Origin of the sequence: Pseudomonas sp. P8_241, assembly GCF_034008315.1 — a bacterium.
Classification (GTDB): Bacteria; Pseudomonadota; Gammaproteobacteria; order Pseudomonadales; family Pseudomonadaceae; genus Aquipseudomonas.
Genome location: NZ_CP125377.1, coordinates 1,829,862 through 1,851,474 on the forward strand (window position 1 = coordinate 1,829,862; position 21,613 = coordinate 1,851,474).

Genomic DNA, 21,613 nt, shown 5'->3' on the forward strand with positions numbered 1-21,613 from the left:
AGCCCAAGGAACTGTATTCATGAAAATCAAAGCGATCCGTACCCGAGTTTTCGAGTGGAAAGGCAAAGTCGTCCCCCCTCAAGCGCACTTCTGCACCAACGCCAGCGACATCCTGTTCGAGCGCGGCGACGCCATGGGCTCGTTCCGTTTCCACGGCTGGCTGGTGGTGGAAGTCGAGACCGACACCGGTCTTGTCGGCATCGGTAACTGCGCCCTGGCGCCGCGTGTGGCCAAGGAAATCATCGACACCTATCTGGCGCCGATCGCAATTGGCGAAGATCCGTTCGACAACGAATACATCTGGCAGAAAATGTACCGCCAGAGCCATGCCTGGGGCCGCAAAGGCATCGGCATGGCCGCAATCTCGGCCATCGACATTGCCATCTGGGACATCATGGGCAAGGCGGTGAACAAACCGGTGTTCAAGCTGCTCGGCGGGCGCACCAAGGAAAAGATCTGGACCTACGCGTCCAAGCTCTACGCCAACGACAACCTCGACCTGTTCCTCGAAGAAGCCCAGGGCTACCTGAGCCAGGGTTTCACCGCGTTGAAAATGCGCTTCGGTTACGGCCCCAAAGACGGCCCGGCGGGCATGCGCCGCAACATCGAACAGGTGCGTGCCTTGCGTGAACTGGCCGGCCCGGACGTTGACATCATGCTCGAATGCTACATGGGCTGGACCCTGGAATATGCCCGCCGCATGCTGCCGAAACTGGCCGAATTCGAACCGCGCTGGCTCGAAGAACCGGTGATCGCCGACGACATCGAAGGCTACATCGAACTGAAGAAAATGGGGATCATGCCGATCTCCGGCGGCGAGCACGAATTCACCTCCTACGGCTTCAAGGACCTGCTGGAACGCCGCGCCGTCGACGTCATCCAGTACGACACCAACCGCGTCGGCGGCATCACCGCTGCGCGCAAGATCAACGCCATGGCGGAGGCCTGGTCGGTGCCAGTCATTCCCCACGCCGGGCAGATGCACAACTACCACCTGACCATGTCCACCACCGCTTCGCCGATGGCCGAGTTCTTTCCGGTATTCGACGTCGAGGTCGGCAACGAACTCTTCTACTACGTGTTCAAGGGCGAGCCGCAACCGGTCAACGGCTACATCCAGCTCGATGACAACAAACCGGGCCTTGGCCTGGAAATCTCCGATGAATACCTGAGCGATTTCAACATCATCGAATGACCTTCAGGCGCCGCTTTCGGGCGGCGCCCGGCTGACTTGTCGGAGGCACAACATGCACCTGATTCAATTTGAAAACACTGACGGCGAGCGTCAGGTCGGGCTGGTCGCCGGGGCGCAGATTCTGGTGGTGCGCGACACACGCAGCACCCGAGAACTGGCGTTGGCGGCGATTCGCGGCCAACGCAATCTGCAGGAAGAAGTGGCCTTGCGCGGCACCGAACCCGGCCCGGATTACGCGACGCTGTTGCAGCAACGCAAGGTCCTGCCACCGCTGGATCACGAAGACCCGGCCCATTGCCTGATCAGCGGCACCGGCCTGACGCATCTGGGCAGCGCCGCCACCCGGGACAAAATGCACCAGCACGACGGCGAAGTCGAAGCCGGCATGACCGACACCATGCGCATGTTCAAGTGGGGCCTGGAGGGCGGCAAGCCACAAGCGGGGCAGGTCGGCGCGCAGCCGGAATGGTTTTACAAAGGCGATGGCAGCATTGTCGTGCGCCCCGGTGCGGACTTCCCCGTGCCGCCGTTTGCCGAGGACGCTGGTGAGGAGCCGGAGCTGACCGGCCTCTATGTGATTGGCGACGATGGCCAGCCGTATCGCGTCGGTTATGCGCTGGGTAACGAGTTCTCCGACCATGTGATGGAGCGGCGCAATTACCTGTACCTCGCCCATTCCAAGCTGCGCAGCTGTTCCTACGGTCCGGAGCTGCGTGTCGGCGAGTTACCCAGGCATCTGGTCGGCACCAGCCGGATCAAGCGCAACGGCAAAACGATCTGGGAGAAAGAGTTTCTCAGCGGCGAAGACAACATGTGCCACAGTCTGGCCAACCTCGAGTTTCACCACTTCAAATATGCGCAGTTTTTGCGCCCCGGCGATGTCCATGTGCATTACTTCGGCACCGCCACCCTGTCGTTTGCCGACGGGGTGAAAACCCAGCCGGGGGATCGCTTTCAGATCAGCCTCGACGCGTTCGGTGCGCCGCTGGTCAACGGCATCGGCGAGAGCGCTCAGCCGTTGGCCATCGGCCAGGTGCGCACACTCTGACCCTGTAGGAGCCGGCTTGCTGGCGATAGCGGCGCATCAATCAACATTGATAGCGCCTGACACACCGCTATCGCCAGCAAGCCGGCTCCTACAGGTCTGCAATCGACCAAGGAATTTCGACATGACCACGTTACTCGGACACAACTACATCGGCGGTCGCCGCAGTGGCAATGGTACGACGCAATTGCAAAGCCTCGATGCAACGACTGGCGAACCGCTCCCCGGATTCTTCTTTCAGGCATCCGAAGCCGAGGTGAATGCCGCTGCCGACGCCGCCTCGGCGGCGTATCCGATCTACCGCAACCTCAGCGCGGAAAAACGGGCCACCTTCCTTGATGCCATTGCCGATGAAATCGATGCGCTGGGCGATGACTTTGTCGCCACCGTGTGCCGTGAAACGGCGCTGCCGGCCGGACGAATTCAGGGCGAGCGGGGGCGCACCAGCGGCCAGTTGCGTTTGTTCGCCAAGGTGTTGCGGCGCGGGGATTTCTACGGGGCTCGCATCGATCGGGCATTGCCCGATCGCCAGCCGTTGCCGCGTCCGGATCTGCGCCAATACCGCATCGCGCTTGGGCCGGTGGCGGTGTTCGGTGCAAGCAACTTTCCGCTGGCATTCTCCACCGCCGGTGGCGATACCGCTTCGGCACTGGCTGCCGGTTGCCCGGTGGTGTTCAAGGCTCACAGCGGGCATATGGCGACGGCCGAGTGGGTGGCAGACGCAATCATTCGCGCCGCCGAGCGCACGCAAATGCCGGCAGGCGTGTTCAACATGATCTACGGAGGAGGTGTCGGCGAGTGGCTGGTCAAGCACCCGGCGATTCAGGCCGTGGGCTTCACCGGTTCGCTCAAGGGCGGCAATGCTCTGAGCCACATGGCCGCGAACCGACCGCAGCCGATCCCGGTGTTTGCCGAGATGTCGAGTATCAACCCGGTGTTCCTATTGCCCGATGCGTTGGCCCGGCGCGGTGAACAGATCGCGGCACAACTGGCCGGTTCGGTGACGATGGGGTGCGGTCAGTTCTGCACCAACCCCGGCCTGGTGATTGGTTTGCGTTCGGCGCAATTCAGCACCTTCCTGGAAACGTTTTGCGCGAGCATGAACCAGCAACCGCCACAAACCATGCTCAACGCTGGAACACTGGCCAGCTACAACCGAGGCCTGGGGGCGCTGCACGAACATCCTGGGCTGACCCATTTGGCAGGTAAGCCACAACACGGAAATCTGGCGCAGCCGCAGGTGTTCAAGGCCGATGTCAGCCTGTTGCTCAAGGGCGATGAATTGTTGCAGGAAGAGGTGTTCGGGCCGACCACCCTCGTCATCGAAGTCGAGGGTCGGGCGCAACTTGCGGCGGCGTTGCGGGGATTGCGCGGGCAATTGACGGCAACGCTGATCGGCGAGGCCGATGAGTTACTGGAGTACCGCTGGCTGGCTGAATTGCTGCAGGAAAAGGTCGGGCGAATTCTGCTCAACGGTTATCCGACCGGGGTCGAAGTCTGCGAGGCCATGGTGCATGGCGGACCGTATCCGGCGACCTCGGATTCGCGTGGCACGTCGGTTGGCACGCTGGCGATTGATCGTTTCCTGCGGCCGGTGTGTTTTCAGAATTATCCAGATGCGTTGTTGCCCGAGGCGTTACAGGACAGCAATCCGCTGGGGATTCGGCGGTTGGTGGATGGGGAGGTCACTCATTCAGCTTTGTAGTGCCTGAGCCGACGCTATCGCTAGCAAGCCAGCTCCTACAGGGTTATACGCGTCCTTGTAGGAGCTGGCTTGCCGGCGATGGCGTCATCAGCAACACCACCGAATTACTTGGCATTTATCTGAGCCACCTTTACCGCCGTCGGCTTCAACACCATCCACAACGCCAGCGCAATCAACATCCCGCCATACACATGGGCCATCGACAACGGCTCATCAAGAAACAACCCGCCCCACAACACACCGAACAGCGGGATCAAAAAGGTCGTGGTCATCGATTTCACCGGACCAATCGAAGTCAGCAGACGGAAGTAGATAATGTAGGCAAACGCCGTGCAGCCCAGCCCCAAGCCCAGCAACGATAGCCACACGCTCCAGCCACCCCAGCTCGCGGGTGGTTGGCTGATCACGCTGTAGCCGAACAGCGGCAGCAGAAACAACGTCGCCCCGAGCATGCTGCCCAGCGCCGACAAACGGCTGTCCAGACCACCGGCCTGATCGAGCCAGCGGCGGGCCAGAAACCCGGCGAATCCGTAGCATGTAGTCGCAAGCAGGCAGGCGACGGCCCCCATCAGCAGTTCCATATCGAACGCCACCGGACCGGCCCGGGTCAGCACGCCCACGCCGAACAACCCCAGGAACACGCCGCCAAGTTTGGCGCCGGTGAGCCGTTCATGGAAAAACAGCCCGCCGATCAGCACGCCCATCAAGGGGAAGAGGTCGGCAGTGTGTTTATGGGTTAGCACCGCTGAAAGCCCTTCACAGTATGAAATCTGCCAGCCCAGCAGGGCCACACCCCTCCGATTTCACACAGAGTCACGCTGTACATGGCTCCACATCTGGAGGCATCTACCGTTCGTCAGCTTTCGCGCAATAAGTGTTGCAATATCGCCTTAAGTGTGATTTTACGCTTGACATATATGAATGTATGTGGTACTATTTGCCCCCTCAGTTAAAGAACTAAGTCGCAACTGCCCTCCGTAAGTTTCCCCTCTGCTCCGGCACAGTTCTGGTCCATCCTAGCCGAACTGTGTTGTTCAAACTTGTTTGCTGATCCGAGTTGCAGAAGATCGGCACCTAACATTCCTTAGAGTGGATTGTTGCCATAGTGGCTATAGAGTACGGCATGTTCTGTAGTCGCAATGCCAGTCCTTGGCCGTCAGGACGCAACTCAGACGGTCACTATTTCAACACGCCCCCACTTCTGGGGGCGTGTTCTAAGCACTATTCAGTGCAAACAACCTGATAGCCACTTCCCCCCGGAACTCTGTGCAGAGTGCGGGGTTATATTTGGCCTATAGAAACATTCCATACATACAAGAGATACCAACTATGGCACAACGCCCGCTTCGCAAACACAGCTGTGAGTCTTGCCGACGAGCTTTTTTCAGTCGCTCTCCCCACAGTAGGTTTTGCTGTATCGCTCACCAAGTTAAGGTTTGGAGAGCTAATAACAAAAACTCCCAAGAGCAACTTGAACATCAATATCAGGCTCAGGAAGCAGAACAGAGCACTAGTCAACGAACACAAGAAGGGACGCTATAATGGCTGACACACTATATCTGGAAGTAGACAAGAGCAACGGAGCGATCCTCTCGTACTCTGTTACTAAGTTAGAGAGTAAGGCTTCAGACTATATTGAGGCCACCGAAACAGAGCTGAACTACCTCAATGCTGTGGAGGCCAATCTTCCCCCGGGCATGGTCACTACGCTCTCTGACTTGGAAGGCTATAGAGCGAGAGCGAAGAAGATTGCTCTGCTAGAGTTCCAACTTGCTCAAAGTAGGGGCAAGGTTGCTCAGGCCCAGACCAAGGCTGCCAAACTCAGGGCTGAACTTGCCGCCACTCTAGCCGAAAAGGCCGCTCTACTGAGTGCAGGGGCAGCGAAGCACGGCATGGCTGTTGCTGAGTACGAGGCGCAGCTAATCACCCAGTACAGAGCCTTACAGGCAGGCACAGACGCACCTCAAGCGAAGTCCGGCAGGACGCGTTCCGAGACCGCACAGAAGCTTGCGAAATTCATGGCCGACGCCAAGCGTAAAAGCTACCAATAACCATAAGGAATATACCGATGACAACTAAATACGAATACGGGCAAGCAGTTGCCGAAATCATTAAACACTCTGACGAAGACTTACAACAGCTAATCGCCAAGAAAGAGGCGCAGTATCAGTCCCGCTCAGAGGGATTGCATTGGAAGGATCTCGCCGCTAATGTTGACTTCTGCCGGGACCAGCCACTCAGAGCTACTATTATGGACTTGCAAGAAGTTATCAAGCAGGGTTACACGGTGACGGATGCTTGGGCTAATGGCATGTACTTCCGTGCCGTCTTGCGTAAGCCCGATCAGATCATTGCAACAGAACTTCCTAAGTTGACTGAACTTGCGAAAGCAGAGTATGCGGAGTTGCGTTACGCTAGTAACGTTGCCGAGACTCAACGCCAGATGGAATTCACCATTGCTCGTAGAGCCCGTGAACAGGCCGAAGCTAAGGCCAAGGCAGATGCAGAGCATAAGGCAGCCGAAGAAGCGTTTGCTCTAGCTGACTTGCTACAGGCGTACACACCCAAGACTAAAGCCAAAGTTAAGCAGGAAGCAGCATGAGAGACACGACATCGGTCGGAACAAGGACTCTAAACTTCTCAATCCCCGCTGAACACTTCAGCGCCATGAACCTGTATGCACGTCGGCAAGGGATGTCGCTTCGCGACCTTATGGCTCACATGGTTGAGTCGTACCTTGCTGTAATGAAAGCAGCGCCAGCTCAGTAACTTCTATATACTGCCCGCCTTCCCCTGACACCACTCAGCCGACAATCAAACGATTAGCGTCGGTATCGTGCTGTCTGGCGAAAGGCGGGCGAAGGCCCGCAGGTAGTATAGAAATGTGACCGCCTTAATTGACCAAACCCGCATGGCATAAGGGCTCCAGCCCAATCCGTTATGCGTATTTCCAGTGAAAACACTATGCGAGGAACACCCCTTGAGAGTTTCAGTGTACCGGCCTGACCACCAATCCAAGCTGCTCAGCTTGATGGCGCACACAGGCGTAAAGAACCCAACCCGAATGGTTGAACAACTGATTGAAGAAGCTGCCATGCGGCTTGATTCCCTAAAGAGCGGAACGAATGTTAACGAACACCAAGGCCAAGAAGGCCAAGTCTACTGAGTACGATTACATCTGCTACTGCTGCAAAGATCCCTACAAGGGGAAGCGGGAGCAGGCGGACAAGAGTAAACGCTTCTGTAAAGATGCCTGTAGGCAAGCCAAGGCACGCTCTGCCAAGAAAGCAGAGAAGAAGGTATCCCGCATAGAGGAACAGTTCATCCGCTGGTACAAGAGCACTCACGGCAAATACGTCTTCGACTATTGCAGAGATGCGGGTACAGTTGGTGTACTGCTAGGCCACACTACAGCCTCCCTGTTCGAGCTGAAATCTTTCAATGACAGCTTCTATAAGTGTCACGGCTGGAACAAGGACGAGAAGAAGTCTGTATTCCACCGCAGCCACATTCAGGCCCACAAGGGCACAGATGGCTCAGTGGGAGCTCTGCACCCCGTCAACCTGTTCATTGGCGAGAGCACCCCCAATCAGGAGTACGGGAATAGAGCAGTATCCGCAGATGCTGGCCTGAAGATCCCAGCCAGTAAGTTGAAGTCAGCGTGGAAGGTATCCAAGACGGACACGAACAAGGCAGTGGCACAGAAGATCCGCAAACTCTTGGGAGCAGAGTTCACTGAGTACCTTTCCCAGTCTGCTGCTATCGCAATGAATCAGGTGAACACCTTGGCCCAACGGATCTACAACCGCCAGCAGAAGGGCAAAGCCGTACAGGAGCTAGATCAACGCTACACAAAAGAGACGCTTGAAACCTTCCCTCTTGAGGAGCTGCAAGCGTTTGATGCATATCAACGCGGCGAGGACTCAGTATCAGTGTTCCAGCCGGAGCTATATACCCGTGCTGCACTGTGCGTCTATCTGGATGAGCTGGAGCGGATGGCAAACACTTCCCCCTCAGAGCGCCAGCGGGATAACTGCCGGTTCATGGCGGGTCTGGTGCGAGTCTTGGGAATGTTCATCGCTCAGGCGGAGAACGAGCAAGGTATAGCCCACAGAAGTTTCTTGCCGTTGGGGGATATGGAGTGGAAACCACTGGCTCACTTGAACTGGCAGCAGCCGTGGGGCAAGCCAGCAAAGCGCCTGATTGATGCCGATCTAGAGTTCCTGACAAAGAACCTCACTGCGCAATGCTTCCATGCCTTGGCCGGTGCAGACATTCCACAAGGACTCTTACGGGCTCGCCTGCTGAAGCGTCTGGATGTCGCCACACTGGTTCCGACTGTACTGGCACCTGAGGATTGGCGGTTCAAGGCATTCGGCTCCTGGGACAAGTTCATTGAGGGCCTGTACGCCGATGCAGAGCCAGTATGGCAAGCGTTATTACACACTGGACTGTGTACTGCTGAGGATATTGAAGCAGCTCGCACTGGTGTACTGGAGAGCCTACACACCGCCATTGAGCGAGGGCGTAAGCAGTACATGAAACTGTTCCGGCAAGAGCGGCAGGGTACGGTTCACCTGACTTGGGGCTTCAAGGGATATCCGGCCTATCTGGAATTCCCACCAGTAGTGGCAGAGCCGTTACCTCTTGCTGCTTAGTTATGGTTTTTTTTATGTCGCCCCAAGCTACTTGTCAGTAAGGAATTGTTCGATAGGGTGACGTTTACAAGGTGTACAAAATGAGAATGACAATGAACAAGGTGCGGGTGCTTGAAGCTCTCGCTCACATCAATGCCGACCAAGGCATGTATCCCCCCTATAACGCTGTACGGCTCCATGAGGTTCTGAAGGATAATTTAGGATATGGTGATTTCGATCTAGCCAACCTGACGCGAACCCTGAAGACCCTTGTAGATCAGGGGTTGGTTAAATGCTCGCTGGGGCCAATAGATATGTCTGGCACCAATGGCTTTGTGCAGCGATGGTTTGAGCAGCAGAGGATGAAGTACTGGCCCGCTGACCTCGACCTAGATGCAATGCGGGTGCAGTACAAGATCACCCCGGAAGACTACGATCTGAGGTTTCACAATGCTTTCCAGAGAATGGATGGTCTGCCGCTCCTCTCTATGGAGGAGTTCCGGGAGTACAAAGCACGTAAGGCAGCAGCATGAGGAGGGGTATGTCCACTCTGCATACCCTCTTAAATATCTAATGCAAAACTAATCCCGCAACCAATCCCCCGCCCACTGATATCCCTCCCGCCAGATTACCCCCACACCCCATATCCTGCTCAAGTGCCCTATCTGTGGGGCGATACCGCTACAGCCCTCAAGCCGCATTCCCTTTCGTGCGATAAACCCAACGCGGCTCAGAGTTGAGCCACATCACGCGCAGTAAATGTGAGCAAAACGCTCAGGATGTGGACACCTCACGTTTGAGGCGTCATCCCCAGCCGCCAAGGGTACGCACATTCTGTGTACCCCAGCAGCCACCCCTGAAAAGTCAGGGCCAGCTCTCAAATCCCATTCCTAATTGACACAATACTATTGTGTAAAGTAGCCAGCCCTTTAAAACCCTTGCTATAGCCTAGTGGTCTATGTTCTAATTTACACATCGAGTAAGAATCACACGGAGTGTAAAGTAGATGAACATCGTAGAAGCAGTAAAAACAGCAGGCGAAGCAGAGACAATCTCCCGCAAGCTTTCGCTTAACGCCAAGGGTAATCCTCTGTATGCGGACATCTGGCGTTTCGGCGTCAACACTGCACTCCGTATCAGTGACTTGCTCAGCCTGACCTTCGACGATGTGAAAGGCGACAACCTGACAATCAAGGAGAGCAAGACTGGCAAAACCCGCAGCATTGAACTGAACAGCGCCGCCAAGGCCATCATAGGGCGCCGCAGGACTGCACACCCAACGCATACGTTTCTGTTTGAGGTGGATAGCAATCGGGCCAAGGGAAAGGCTGTCAGCCGTGTTGCAGTGGCAGCCGCATTCAAGGCTGTAGGTGATGAGATGAGCCTTCAACTAGGTACGCACTCAATGCGCAAGACCCGTGGCTGGCTGATGTACAACGGTGGGGTGTCCATCGAGATGATATGCAAAACGCTGAACCACAGCAGTCCAGCGGTGACAATGGCGTACATCGGCATCACCCGGGCAGAAGTGGCCGCTATGTACCATGAGTTTGTATTCTAGAAGCTCCTGTAGCGCCATATAGGCCACTCTAATGCAGTGGCCCGTGCACCCTCAATATTCGGTTTTCCTATCCGCCTGTAGCCTTTCGGGAGGGAGTAGGGGTTTGATACCGCCCTCCTGAGTGCGCAGCTTCAGCATTCTCCAGACTGCATCTGGATATTTATCCCCGCCAGAAACGCTTAGTGCATTCCGAAAGGCGATCCCATTTTTAGAAAATTCAGATTTCTGGCCTTCTAGAAAAAGGCTAAGAAGTAACACTGCACATCAGCGTAGAACTTTGTGATGCGAGGTTGCTAACATCGGGCACACCTCACACGGAGTAGCACTATGACCCACCCTGAATCCATCAAGCCCAAACTGGCCGCTTTCGACGAAGCCCATGAAGCGTTTAAGAAGGCAAACGAACAACTTGATCAGAAGATCGAGCAATGTCTTCACGCTGGCGGACCCTGGCCAACAGAGGCCGACTATAAAGTCTTGATGGATGCAGCAGATGCATTGCGAAGAGCGGGGCTAGCACACGGTGAAGAGGTAGCCAGCAGTCATGGCGGATAACTCAGAAGCCAACATCGCTACAGCGGACGCACTGACACTACTCCTACACAACCAGCACGCCATCTGTGCGGCCATTGAGGAGGTGACCCAGTGGCTCGCTGAGAAAGGGGTGGGAAGTGTTGCTGCTAACGCAGTAACGGCCTTGGAAACGCTGGACACTAATGCTCAGGGCATCACAGACGCTATCCTGCGGCTTCGGCAGTCGTAAGCTTCAGACAATCGAATATCACTGGAAGCAATGGTCCTCACAGTTTTTTCAGACAGCCCATTTTTTTAGTGAATGATCAAGAAGTTCGTGTAGTTTGAGCGTGATATCATTTTGACTTGCGGTATCTGCCGCCATTGGAGTCAGGATTAGTTCATGGGCCAAGCCAAGCAAAGACAGTCGACCGACCCACTCTGGGGAAAAGTTCGAAAGGAGCAGATGTTTCGTGGACTAGTCATGACCTGTCCAATGGAGATTTCCGGCTCCAAGCTTTTCGTCAAGCAAAGCTGGCTTCACCATGAGGAGCTACGATATGGGCTGCTTTACTGGGACAAGTTGGTCTGGCCGTCGTCTAAAGTGATATATTTTGCAAACGGTGTGGACGAAGACTATCTGGCATCTGCCGGAGTACTGGAGCGTCCTAATTACACTGTGATGGGGGATGGCGCTCAGGGGATACTGACTGGTGTACTCATGGCGCACCAAGACTTATGCAAAAAACAGCCGCGAGCTTGGGCCTTGCTAGAAGGAGAGAACTCAATCTCTTATCAGCGTGACGTAATCTCGCAGCCGCAAGCACTCAGCATCGAGTTGCTGCGGTGTATCCCTATCCCTCAGGGTGACGTCCCTTTACCAGAGATTCTGGAGTTCAAGGAAAAACGTAAGGACGAACTGTTGTTCCTGCGGGTCGAGTTAGAAAGGTTGGAATCCAAGGCGAAGCTATCTAACGATCCTGCCGAATTTATCGAGCTTTCCAAAGGCGACATCGACAAGGCGTGCAGGGATTTGCTGAAGGTAAGCAGTGAATGGCAGTTCCCAATAGTCCTAGCGGATAAGAGTTTCGAGTTTTCGTTCGACGTAGAGAGGATGGTAGCTGCTTCTACTTTGGCTGGTGGTGCGGCCCTGAAGGCCGGGGTGGATTTAATCCTTCCGGGCGCTAGCAAGGTGATTGCTGCCACGGCTGGAGTTGTGAGCCAATTCAAAGTCTCTGCGAAGCCGAAGCTTGTCGGCCTCAAAAGGGACCTCGGCCCTTACGCATACGCCTATCGGATGCACAAAGAGTTGGGCAGTTTTTAGACCGCGCACTCAGTTGACCCGCCTACATGATGTAGGCAGGGTCGGGAGTTTGGAAATCGCTGCCAGCTTCTGTGTAGCCGAGTGGGTATTACAGCTCGTACGGCCTTAGGTTGTCTTCAACCTCCATCCAACCAGTCTTCTCAAACACCGCTATGTCTCTTGCACGGATTTTTTCGTAAGCAGCACTGCCAACCATGTGCAGGTGCGTGACGGGATAGCCATTTTCTGTCAGTTCGTACAGGCCAGTCTTTCGGTTGAATCTGCTGTACTGGAACTTCTGTACGGGCAGGTCGTTAACGTTGCTCACTGCTTCGTTTACAACGATGTCACCACCGTCACAGATGATCTTGTATCCGGCGCCACGTAGCAGTGCACCGAGCTTTACAGGGTCGTTCTCGCGTAGGTCGTACTGGGCATTGATTACAGCAATGAATGGCGGTGGTGGTGCAGTCTTCAGTAGTGCGCGTTCCTCCTCCAGTGCCTGAATGCTGGCCGTCACCTTGTCCAGTACGTCAGTGATTGCCTTCAGCATGCCGTACTTCACCAACCCTTCAGCCGCGTTCTCACTCTGCTTTCGCAGCTCGACCAGTTCACCTTCGATTTCAATCTCACGCTTCTCGCCAGCGGTGAGATGTTGCCCAGCCAGAGCCCGTTCAAGTGGTTCGTAGTAGGTGTTAGACAGGATGTACTCCAGCACTGAATACGGGATGGATTTGCTGTTGGTGCACCCAGCTTCACCGAGTCGGTGACGGGACATGCACAGCATTGCAGCAGGGGAGCGCTTGGTGTCCACCACACCGAAGTTCTTGCCGCAGCGGCCACATACCACCAACCCAGAAAGCAGATAGACCTTTGATACACCCTTGATCTTGGCGCCAGACTCCAACTGCTTCTGCACCCTGTACCAAAGCTCCTTGGATACAACAGCCGGGTACACATCCTCTATGGGCGTTTGCTCCACTCCATCGACAGGCCAAGGCTGCCAGCGACCAATCGCCGTTGGGTTCCTCAGCCACTTCTTGATAGTGGTGGGGTTCAAAGTCTCCAACAGCGGATGTTTTCCACGAACCCGGGCCAGGATTCGACGTTCTCCAATCCCTGCTGCGTAGTCTTGGAAGATCTGGACAATAAACGGTGCAAGGTCGGCCACCAGCTTAACTTCCGTGCCGGTGTTCTCCAGCCAGAGCGGCGTACGACGTTCTGTAAACTCGCCCTTGGCTGCCTTTACCCTTTTGCGTGCGTATGCGTCTTTGACGCGACGGCTCAGGTTGTCGCTGTAGTTGTAAGCCTGCTGGACTTTCGCCACCAGCAGGAACAGGTGATTGCTGTTCACAGATGCCCGGTTGTAAGTGATCCCATCGTCCAGTGAAACGATGTCCACACCAGCATTCACGATCTTGGATAGCAGCGGCAACATCTCCATAGGCTCCAGACGCCCAGCCCGGTCGATGGCCTCGATCAGCACCACATCGCCAGCCTTTATTACACCGTTCTCAACAGCCGCCAGTAGACGACCAAAAGCGTTGTCGAGGTGTTCACCGCTCCAGCCAGATTTCCCAAGGTCTTGAAAGCTCAGTTCACTACGTGTGTAGGTGGGGTTCGCCACGAGCCACTTGCCGACCATTTCCTGTTGTCGGGCGAGGGATGCACCGTGCTGCTGTTGGGCGGAAGAGAAGCGGATATAGCTGTACGCCACTGGCATGGCAGAGCGCCTATAAAGGAAGGAAGGCGCTCATCATAACATTGCCGATTTATTAGGTGTCGTGGCATTGAAAATCGACGAGTAACCCGCTGGCAGCACCTGTGCGGCTACCGAATACAGAGTCGCCGGAATCCCGGAGTTGATCACCCCGAGCAGCATCACGGTTTTGAGTTTGCCCTTGAAATCCCAACTGATGCGCATCAACCCAAGAATCACCAGCAGTCCGGCTGCGGCGATCGATACACGGAAAAAAGCGGTGGGAATGCTGCCAATCACCGGAGCGATGATGCGCATGAACAGAAAACTCGCACCCCAAATGGCCGCCAGGGACAGTAAACGGAAAATATCGACGGGGTTCACAGCGCGTTCCTTCCTTGATGAAGGGGCGAAAGTGTTGCTGAGTGTGTGATCGATGGCAACCGAAAACCGCGCGTTTAATTCGCCCGGAAAATTACGCTTCTCCTGCACCCGGTTCACTGGCTAAGCTCAAGGCTTTCGAATTCCCGCAGAGGTCTCACCATGCCGCAGCAATGGCCAGCCGCCGATATCGCCCGCTTGATCCTCGATGGCTTTGACGATTACCGCGAGCATTTCCGCCAGATCACCGACGGCGCCCGGGCCCGTTTCGAACAGGCCAAGTGGCAGGAGACTCAATCGGCGTCAGCGGCGCGGATCAATCTGTACGAAGAAAAGGTCAGTGAAACGGTGGAGCGACTGCGCACCGCGTTTGATACCGACACCCTGGACGTCAGTTGCTGGCCGCTGGTAAAAAGCGCCTACATCAGCCTGATCGACCTGCGTTTCGACGATGAACTGTCCGAGACCTGGTACAACTCGATCTTCTGCGGGCTGTTCAGCCATGACCTGATCAGCGACGGCTGCATGTTCATCCACACTACCCGGCCGAGCCTGCGCCGGGCCCGCGCTGCGCAAACCCGCACCTATAAGCCTCATGGGCAATTGTCCGGCATGCTCGCGAGCATTTTTGCCGACTACCGCTTCAGCGAGGAATACGCCGACCTGCCCGGCGACCTCAAGCGCCTCGAAGCGCAGTTGCGCGAGAACCTTCCGGACTGGGTGTGCAAAGACCCGGAGCTGAGCGTCGAACTGTTTTCTTCCGTGCTCTACCGCAACAAGGGCGCGTACCTGGTGGGGCGCATCTACACCGCTGATGAGCAATGGCCGCTGGCGATTCCGCTGCTGCACCTCGAAGGTCGCGGCATCCAGATCGATGCGCTGATCACCGACGAGGCGGACGTGTCGATCATCTTCTCGTTCACCCGTTCGTACTTCATGGTCGATGTGCCGGTGCCTGCGGAGTTCATCGGCTTCCTCAAGCGCATTCTGCCGGGCAAGCACATCGCCGAGCTGTACACCTCGATTGGCTTCTACAAGCACGGCAAGTCCGAGTTCTACCGGGCATTGATCAATCACCTGGCCAGTACCGACGACCAGTTCATCATGGCCCCCGGCGTGCGCGGCATGGTCATGAGCGTGTTCACCCTGCCGGGGTTCAACACCGTGTTCAAAATCATCAAGGACCGTTTTTCGCCGTCGAAAAACGTGGACCGTGCCACGGTGATCGAGAAGTATCGCCTGGTGAAAAGCGTCGACCGCGTCGGACGCATGGCCGATACCCAGGAGTTCGCCGATTTCCGTTTCCCGCTAAGCAAATTCGACCCGGCGTGCCTGGAAGAACTGCTGGAAGTCGCGCCGTCCACGGTCTCGGTGGAAGGCGACACGGTGCTGATCCGCCACTGCTGGACCGAGCGACGCATGACCCCGCTGAACCTGTACCTGGAAAACGCCAACGAGGCGCAAGTACGCGAGGCGCTCGAAGATTACGGTCTGGCGATCAAACAACTGGCGGCAGCGAACATTTTCCCCGGCGACATGCTGCTGAAGAACTTCGGCGTCACCCGCCACGGCCGGGTGGTGTTTTATGACTACGACGAGATCTGCTTCCTGACCGAAGCCAACTTCCGCCATATCCCGCAGCCGCGGACCCCGGAAGACGAAATGGCGTCCGAGCCGTGGTATTCGATCGGGCCGCTGGATGTATTTCCCGAGGAGTTTCCGCCGTTTCTGTTTGCCGATTTCGGCCAGCGCAGGTTGTTCGATCAACTGCATGGCGAGTTGTACAACGCCGATTACTGGAAAAGCCTGCAGGAGGCGATTCGGGGGGGGAAGGTGATTGATGTGTTTCCGTATCGGCGCAAGGGCCACGATACCGAATAACCCCACCCCCCCCTGTAGGAGCCGGCTTGCCGGCGAAGGCAATCCTGAGCCTTGCATCGTCAGTGCGGACGCCTTCGCCAGCAAGCCGGCTCCTACAAGGGATCTCGTTCGTCCTTCAAATCTGCGACAATCGGCACCCTGCGCCACTAGACGACTGAATTGCGTACCCGATGACCGACGAATCGCCCTCCATCGACAAACTGCTGAAAAACCTCGATCACGCCATGCTCGCCGACCGCCACCGGCTGCGGCGGCAGTTGCTTGAGCTGCGCAAGAAACCCGACGAGGCCAAGCTGGCCCAGTGGGTGGCGCGGATGCAGGCGTCCTGCGATCAGGTGCTGGCGCGCAAGGCTAGCCTGCCGGTAATCCGTTACGACGACAGCCTGCCCATCGCCGCCAAGCGCGACGAAATCAAGAAGGCGCTGGAAAAGCATCAGGTGCTGATCATCGCTGGCGAAACCGGCTCGGGTAAAACCACCCAGTTGCCGAAGATCTGCCTGGAAATCGGTCGCGGTCAACACGGCCTGATCGGCCACACCCAGCCGCGCCGGATTGCTGCGCGCAGCGTAGCCAGTCGCGTAGCCGAAGAATTGGGCACGCCATTGGGCGCCTTGGTCGGCTATCAGGTGCGGTTCGAGGATCAGAGCGATTCCAACACCCTGATCAAACTGATGACCGACGGCATTCTGCTGGCAGAAACCCAGAACGACCGCTACCTGGAACGCTACGACACGATCATCGTCGACGAAGCCCACGAACGCAGCCTCAATATCGACTTTCTGCTCGGCTACCTGAAAACCCTGTTGCCGCGTCGCCCGGACCTGAAAGTCATCATCACCTCGGCAACCATCGACCTGGAGCGGTTCTCCAGGCACTTCGACGATGCGCCGATTGTCGAGGTGTCTGGCCGCACCTTCCCGGTGGACACCTGGTATCGACCGCTGACGCTTGAGCAGGACGAAGAGGGCAACCGCGTCGAGGACGACCTGACGGTGGATCAGGCGATCCTCGCCACCCTCGATGAAATCGCCGCGTTTGAGCGCAGCGAACGCCGCAGTCCCGGTGACGTGCTGGTGTTCCTGCCGGGCGAGCGTGAAATTCGTGACGCGGCAGACATGCTGCGCAAGGCCCAGCTCAAGCACACCGAGATTCTGCCGTTGTACGCTCGACTGTCGCCGGCCGAGCAACAACGGATTTTCCAGTCCCACCCTGGGCGTCGCGTGGTGCTGGCGACCAACGTCGCGGAAACCTCGCTGACCGTGCCGGGCATCCGTTACGTGATCGACAGCGGCACCGCACGCATCAGTCGCTACAGCTACCGCGCCAAGGTCCAGCGCCTGCCCATCGAAGCGGTTTCACAAGCCAGCGCCAACCAGCGTAAGGGGCGCTGCGGACGGGTCGAACCGGGTATCTGCATCCGCCTCTACAGCGAAGAAGATTTCCTCGGGCGCCCGGAATTTACCGATCCGGAAATCCTGCGTACCAACCTCGCCGCCGTTATTTTGCAGATGCTGCACCTGCGTCTCGGCGAGGTCACCGCGTTTCCGTTCATCGAACCGCCGGATGGCAAGGCGATCAGCGACGGTTACAACCTGCTGCAGGAGCTCTCGGCAGTGGACCGCAACAGCCAGCTTACCCCGCTCGGTCGTCAGTTGGCGCGGCTGCCGGTGGACCCGCGCATGGGGCGCATGCTGATTGAAGCGGCCAGGCTTGGCAGCTTGCAGGAAGTGCTGATCGTCGCCAGCGCCATGTCGATCCAGGACCCGCGCGAGCGACCGCCGGAACGCCAGCAAGCGGCGGATCAGGCCCATGCTCAATGGAAAGACACCGATTCGGATTTCGCCGGGCTGGTCAATCTGTGGCGTGGTTTTGAAGAGCAGCGCCAGGCGCTGACGGCCAGTCCACTGCGCAATTGGTGCCGCAAGAATTTCCTCAATTACCTGCGCTTGCGTGAATGGCGTGACTCCCATCGCCAGTTGAGCCTGATCTGCCGCGACATGCAGTTGAGCCTCAATAAAGAGCCGGCGGATTACCCGAAACTGCACAAAGCGGTATTGGTGGGCCTGCTCAGCCAGATCGGCCAGAAAACTGAAGATGGCGATTACCTCGGTGCGCGTCAGCGGCGCTTCTGGATTCATCCGTCGTCGGGCATCGGCAAGAAGCGCCCGCAGTGGCTGATGACCGCCGAACTGGTGGAAACCACCAAGCTCTACGCACGTATGGTGGCGAAGATCGACGCCGACTGGATCGAACCGCTGGCCGGGCACCTGATCAAGAAAAACCACTTCGAGCCGCATTGGGAGAAGAAGCGCGGCCAGGTGGTTGCGTTCGAGCAGATCACCCTGTTCGGCTTGATCGTGGTCGGTCGTCGTCCCGTGCACTACGGCCCGGTCGACCCGGGGGTGTCCCGCGAGTTGTTTATTCGTGAAGCGCTGGTGCGTGGCGAAATTCAGTCCCGTGCCAAGTGTCTGACCGCCAACAAGCAACTGCTGGAACAACTCGACGAGCTGGAAGCCAAGGCCCGTCGCCGCGACATTCTCGCCGACGAAGAAACCCTGTATGCCTTCTACGATGCAAGGCTTCCGGCGGAGATCCACCAGACCGCGACCTTCGACAGTTGGTACCGAATCAACAGCCAGAAAGACCCGCAGCTGCTGATCATGCGCGAAGAGGACGTACTGGCCCGCGAAGCCAGTGAAGTCACCGCCCAGCATTACCCGGACACCCTGCACATCGGCGATCTGGAATTGGCCTTGAGCTACCACTTCGAACCGAACCATCCACGTGACGGCGTGACCTTGCGCGTGCCGGCACCACTGTTGCCGATGCTGCCGCCGGAGCGCCTGGAATGGCTGGTGCCGGGTTTGATCGAAGCCAAGTGCATTGCCCTGGTGCGAAACCTGCCCAAAGCCCTGCGCAAGAATTTCGTGCCGGTACCCGATTTCGTCAAAGCGGCGTTGCAGCGCATGACCTTTGCCGAGGGCTCGCTGCCCCAGGCGTTGGGCCGTGAGCTGCTGCGCATGACCGGCGCTCGTGTCAGCGATGAAGCCTGGAGCGAAGCGGCGCAGCAGGTCGAAAGCCATCTGCGGATGAACCTGGAAATCGTCGATGCACAGGGCAAGTTCCTCGGCGAGGGCCGTGATCTGGCTGAACTGACGGCCCGCTTTGTCGAAGCCAGCCAGGCTGCTTTGGCGGTACCGCAAACCGCGAAAAGCCAGCAACCGGTCGAGCCGAAAGTGTTCGCTGCCGTGGCCGAGAAAACCCAGCAGAAGATTGCCGGGCTGTCGATGACGGTTTATCCGGCCTTGGTGGAAGAGGGCGGTACGGTCAAGGAAGGCCGCTTCTCGACGCCAGCCGAAGCCGAGTTCCAGCATCGTCGTGCGTTGCAACGCCTGCTGATGCAGCAACTGGCCGAGCCTGCCAAGTTCCTGCGTGGCAAGTTACCGGGCTTGACCGAATTGGGCCTGCTGTACCGCGACATGGGACGTGTCGATGCGTTGGTGGAAGACATTCTGCTGGCCAGCCTCGACAGCTGCATTCTTGAAGGTGAAGACCCATTACCCCGTGACGGCGCCGGTTTGGCATCGCTGGCCGAGCGCAAGCGTAGCGCCTGGACCGAGCACGCCGAACGCGTGGCGAAGCTGACGCTGGAAATCCTCAAGCTGTGGCACGGTCTGCAAAAACGCTTCAAAGGCAAGATCGACCTGGCGCAAGCCGTGGCCCTGAACGACATCAAACAACAACTCAGCCATCTGGTGTATCCGGGGTTTGTCCGGGAAACGCCGATGCAGTGGCTCAAGGAATTGCCGCGTTATCTCAAAGCCATCGAACAGCGCTTCGAAAAAATCGGTGCCCAGGTGCAGCGGGACAGGGTCTGGAGCGGCGAATTGTCCGGCCTGTGGACGCAATACCAGACCCGCGCCAACAAGCATGCCCAGGAAGGCAAGCGCGATCCGCAGTTGGAACTGTATCGCTGGTGGCTCGAGGAGTACCGGGTTTCATTGTTCGCCCAGCAGTTGGGGACCAAGGTCCCGATCTCCGACAAACGCCTGAGCAAGCAGTGGACCCAGGTCGAACCCTGACACGGCCCCCTGTAGGAGCCGGCTTGCTGGCGATGGCGTTCTTCAAGGCGCTTTCGCCAGCAAGCCGGCTCCTACAGGTTAGCCATCCCCATTCCGAAACGCCGTTTCAGGTCAAGTCATCTCGCAAATAGGGCGAAAACCCAAGGTTTATGGCAAACTTCGCGCCTATAAACGCCGGCCCCGCGGTTTTGAGCCTTCACGCTGCGGGCAGGCCGGAATAAAGCGATGCCAGGTTTGCCTCCCCGGATGGGAATAGACCCCTTGTGTGTTGGTACGTCGGTGCCAATGCTTTCTGCCTGAACAGATTAGAGACACGACCATGCATAACGTCGTCATCAGCGGCACCGGCCTGTACACCCCGGCCAGCAGCATCTCCAACGAAGAGCTGGTGCAGTCTTTCAATACCTATGTGGCGCAATTCAACACCGATAACGCCGACGCCATCGCACGTGGTGAAGTCCAGGCGTTGACCGAGTCCAGCGCAGCCTTCATCGAAAAAGCGTCCGGCATCAAGAGCCGCTTTGTCATGGACAAGGAAGGCATCCTCGACCCGCAGCGTATGGCACCGCGCCTGCCGGAGCGTTCCAACGACGAGTGGTCGGTCCTTTGCCAAATGGCCATCGGCGCTGCCGAGCAAGCCTTGCAACGTGCCGGCAAGACCGCGGCGGACATCGACGGCGTGATCGTCGCCTGCTCCAACCTGCAACGCGCTTATCCGGCGATTGCCATCGAAGTTCAGGAAGCGCTGGGCATTCAGGGCTTCGGCTTTGACATGAACGTGGCGTGCTCCTCGGCGACCTTCGGCATCCAGACCGCCGCCAACAGCGTGAAGCTGGGCCAGGCCCGGGCGATCCTGATGGTCAACCCTGAAGTTTGCACTGGTCACCTGAACTTCCGTGACCGCGACAGCCACTTCATCTTCGGCGATGCGGCCACTGCCGTGATCATCGAGCGTGCTGACCTTGCGACGTCCAAGCATCAGTTCGATATTGTCAGCACCAAGTTGCTGACCAAGTTCTCCAACAACATCCGCAACAACTTCGGCTTCCTCAACCGCGCGGCGGAAGAGGGCATCGGTGCCAAGGACAAATTGTTCGTGCAGGAAGGCCGCAAGGTGTTCAAGGAAGTCTGCCCAATGGTGGCCGAGCTGATCGCGGCGCATCTGGAAGAAAACCAGCTCAACATCAGTGACGTGAAGCGTTTCTGGCTGCACCAGGCCAACCTGAGCATGAATCACCTGATCGTCAGGAAACTGCTCGGCCGCGACGCCACCGAACAGGAAGCGCCGGTGATTCTCGACACCTACGCCAACACCAGCTCCGCAGGTTCGGTGATTGCGTTCCACAAGAACCAGGATGATCTGGCTGCCGGCTCGCTGGCGGTGCTCAGCTCGTTCGGCGCCGGATACTCGATTGGTAGCGTGTTGCTGCGCAAGCGCTGATCGTGTTGCTGTAACTAAAAAAGATCGCAGCCTGCGGCAGCTCCCACGGGATCGAGTTTATCGATCAAGGTAGGAGCTGCCGCAGGCTGCGATCTTTTTTGTATGTGGGTAAAGCCAAAAAACAAACAGCCCGGCGATGAAGTATCGGAGGATGATGGGGACCGATACAT

General features: G+C 57.3%; 15 protein-coding genes and 2 pseudogenes. 14 read left to right on the plus strand and 3 right to left on the minus strand.

Annotated elements, in window-relative coordinates; translation table 11 throughout:
* Window positions 1–19 precede the first annotated feature (19 nt).
* The 3 genes from QMK58_RS08295 (at window position 20) to QMK58_RS08305 (ending at window position 3,945) form a co-directional block, all read left to right on the plus strand.
* Window positions 20–1,195: an L-rhamnonate dehydratase gene (locus tag QMK58_RS08295; RefSeq protein ID WP_015096352.1), complete on the plus strand. Its 1,176-nt coding sequence runs from the start codon at window positions 20–22 to the stop codon at window positions 1,193–1,195.
* Window positions 1,196–1,247: 52 nt separating this feature from the next.
* Window positions 1,248–2,243 (plus strand): AraD1 family protein, encoded by a 996-nt coding sequence (gene araD1, locus QMK58_RS08300; protein WP_053156292.1) that lies wholly within the window; start codon window positions 1,248–1,250, stop codon window positions 2,241–2,243.
* Between the two features lie 121 nt (window positions 2,244–2,364).
* The gene (locus QMK58_RS08305) at window positions 2,365–3,945 is read left to right on the plus strand and encodes an aldehyde dehydrogenase (NADP(+)) (RefSeq protein WP_053156295.1); all 1,581 of its coding nucleotides are present in this window, start codon (window positions 2,365–2,367) and stop codon (window positions 3,943–3,945) included.
* Window positions 3,946–4,049: 104 nt separating this feature from the next.
* Here QMK58_RS08305 and QMK58_RS08310 read toward each other — a convergent pair.
* Window positions 4,050–4,655: pseudogene (locus QMK58_RS08310) on the minus strand (DMT family transporter); the annotation flags it as partial.
* Between the two features lie 831 nt (window positions 4,656–5,486).
* Between QMK58_RS08310 and QMK58_RS08315 the strand changes: the two are divergent.
* From QMK58_RS08315 to QMK58_RS08350, 8 genes are all read left to right on the plus strand, one after another.
* Complete coding sequence (locus QMK58_RS08315) at window positions 5,487–5,996, plus strand: hypothetical protein (protein ID WP_320396136.1); 510 nt, start codon at window positions 5,487–5,489, stop codon at window positions 5,994–5,996.
* 17 nt (window positions 5,997–6,013) lie between these two features.
* Window positions 6,014–6,547 (plus strand): hypothetical protein, encoded by a 534-nt coding sequence (locus QMK58_RS08320; protein WP_320396137.1) that lies wholly within the window; start codon window positions 6,014–6,016, stop codon window positions 6,545–6,547.
* A gap of 523 nt (window positions 6,548–7,070) precedes the next feature.
* Complete coding sequence (locus QMK58_RS08325) at window positions 7,071–8,603, plus strand: hypothetical protein (protein WP_320396138.1); 1,533 nt, start codon at window positions 7,071–7,073, stop codon at window positions 8,601–8,603.
* Window positions 8,604–8,695: 92 nt separating this feature from the next.
* A complete protein-coding gene (locus QMK58_RS08330; RefSeq protein ID WP_320396139.1) occupies window positions 8,696–9,115 on the plus strand; it encodes a hypothetical protein in 420 nt (139 codons plus the stop codon).
* A 473-nt stretch (window positions 9,116–9,588) separates the two neighbouring features.
* On the plus strand, window positions 9,589–10,143 hold the full coding sequence (locus QMK58_RS08335; protein ID WP_320396140.1) for a tyrosine-type recombinase/integrase: 555 nt from the start codon (window positions 9,589–9,591) through the stop codon (window positions 10,141–10,143).
* A 327-nt stretch (window positions 10,144–10,470) separates the two neighbouring features.
* Window positions 10,471–10,698, plus strand: a complete 228-nt coding sequence (locus tag QMK58_RS08340) for a hypothetical protein (protein ID WP_320396141.1) — start codon at window positions 10,471–10,473, stop codon at window positions 10,696–10,698.
* Entirely contained in the window at window positions 10,688–10,906 is a 219-nt protein-coding gene (locus QMK58_RS08345) for a hypothetical protein (protein WP_320396142.1), read from the plus strand. Before QMK58_RS08340 ends, QMK58_RS08345 begins: the two co-directional genes overlap by 11 nt.
* Before the next feature lie 153 nt (window positions 10,907–11,059).
* Window positions 11,060–11,980 (plus strand): DUF6236 family protein, encoded by a 921-nt coding sequence (locus QMK58_RS08350; RefSeq protein ID WP_320396143.1) that lies wholly within the window; start codon window positions 11,060–11,062, stop codon window positions 11,978–11,980.
* Window positions 11,981–12,068: 88 nt separating this feature from the next.
* Here QMK58_RS08350 and QMK58_RS08355 read toward each other — a convergent pair whose 3' ends face one another.
* The gene (locus QMK58_RS08355) at window positions 12,069–13,682 is read right to left on the minus strand and encodes a recombinase family protein (protein WP_320396144.1); all 1,614 of its coding nucleotides are present in this window, start codon (window positions 13,680–13,682) and stop codon (window positions 12,069–12,071) included.
* A 54-nt stretch (window positions 13,683–13,736) separates the two neighbouring features.
* Window positions 13,737–14,042: pseudogene (locus tag QMK58_RS08360) on the minus strand (EamA family transporter); the annotation flags it as partial.
* A gap of 159 nt (window positions 14,043–14,201) precedes the next feature.
* Here QMK58_RS08360 and aceK point away from each other — a divergent pair.
* From aceK to QMK58_RS08375, 3 genes are all read left to right on the plus strand, one after another.
* Window positions 14,202–15,920: a bifunctional isocitrate dehydrogenase kinase/phosphatase gene (gene aceK / locus QMK58_RS08365; RefSeq protein ID WP_053156305.1), complete on the plus strand. Its 1,719-nt coding sequence runs from the start codon at window positions 14,202–14,204 to the stop codon at window positions 15,918–15,920.
* Window positions 15,921–16,090: 170 nt separating this feature from the next.
* Window positions 16,091–20,002: an ATP-dependent RNA helicase HrpA gene (gene hrpA, locus QMK58_RS08370; protein ID WP_053156308.1), complete on the plus strand. Its 3,912-nt coding sequence runs from the start codon at window positions 16,091–16,093 to the stop codon at window positions 20,000–20,002.
* A gap of 319 nt (window positions 20,003–20,321) precedes the next feature.
* On the plus strand, window positions 20,322–21,443 hold the full coding sequence (locus QMK58_RS08375; RefSeq protein ID WP_053156312.1) for a beta-ketoacyl-ACP synthase III: 1,122 nt from the start codon (window positions 20,322–20,324) through the stop codon (window positions 21,441–21,443).
* The last annotated feature ends 170 nt before the right edge of the window (window positions 21,444–21,613 follow it).

What these genes read in the sequence shown, in the direction of transcription:
- QMK58_RS08340 (WP_320396141.1), top strand. Translation starts at nt 10,471, where the DNA reads ATGACCCACCCTGAATCCATCAAGCCCAAACTGGCCGCTTTCGACGAA.
- QMK58_RS08355 (WP_320396144.1), bottom strand. Translation starts at nt 13,682, where the DNA reads ATGCCAGTGGCGTACAGCTATATCCGCTTCTCTTCCGCCCAACAGCAG.
- QMK58_RS08315 (WP_320396136.1), top strand. Translation starts at nt 5,487, where the DNA reads ATGGCTGACACACTATATCTGGAAGTAGACAAGAGCAACGGAGCGATC.
- hrpA (WP_053156308.1), top strand. Translation starts at nt 16,091, where the DNA reads ATGACCGACGAATCGCCCTCCATCGACAAACTGCTGAAAAACCTCGAT.
- QMK58_RS08320 (WP_320396137.1), top strand. Translation starts at nt 6,014, where the DNA reads ATGACAACTAAATACGAATACGGGCAAGCAGTTGCCGAAATCATTAAA.
- QMK58_RS08335 (WP_320396140.1), top strand. Translation starts at nt 9,589, where the DNA reads ATGAACATCGTAGAAGCAGTAAAAACAGCAGGCGAAGCAGAGACAATC.
- QMK58_RS08325 (WP_320396138.1), top strand. Translation starts at nt 7,071, where the DNA reads ATGTTAACGAACACCAAGGCCAAGAAGGCCAAGTCTACTGAGTACGAT.
- aceK (WP_053156305.1), top strand. Translation starts at nt 14,202, where the DNA reads ATGCCGCAGCAATGGCCAGCCGCCGATATCGCCCGCTTGATCCTCGAT.
- QMK58_RS08345 (WP_320396142.1), top strand. Translation starts at nt 10,688, where the DNA reads ATGGCGGATAACTCAGAAGCCAACATCGCTACAGCGGACGCACTGACA.
- QMK58_RS08375 (WP_053156312.1), top strand. Translation starts at nt 20,322, where the DNA reads ATGCATAACGTCGTCATCAGCGGCACCGGCCTGTACACCCCGGCCAGC.
- QMK58_RS08295 (WP_015096352.1), top strand. Translation starts at nt 20, where the DNA reads ATGAAAATCAAAGCGATCCGTACCCGAGTTTTCGAGTGGAAAGGCAAA.
- QMK58_RS08350 (WP_320396143.1), top strand. Translation starts at nt 11,060, where the DNA reads ATGGGCCAAGCCAAGCAAAGACAGTCGACCGACCCACTCTGGGGAAAA.
- QMK58_RS08305 (WP_053156295.1), top strand. Translation starts at nt 2,365, where the DNA reads ATGACCACGTTACTCGGACACAACTACATCGGCGGTCGCCGCAGTGGC.
- araD1 (WP_053156292.1), top strand. Translation starts at nt 1,248, where the DNA reads ATGCACCTGATTCAATTTGAAAACACTGACGGCGAGCGTCAGGTCGGG.
- QMK58_RS08330 (WP_320396139.1), top strand. Translation starts at nt 8,696, where the DNA reads ATGAACAAGGTGCGGGTGCTTGAAGCTCTCGCTCACATCAATGCCGAC.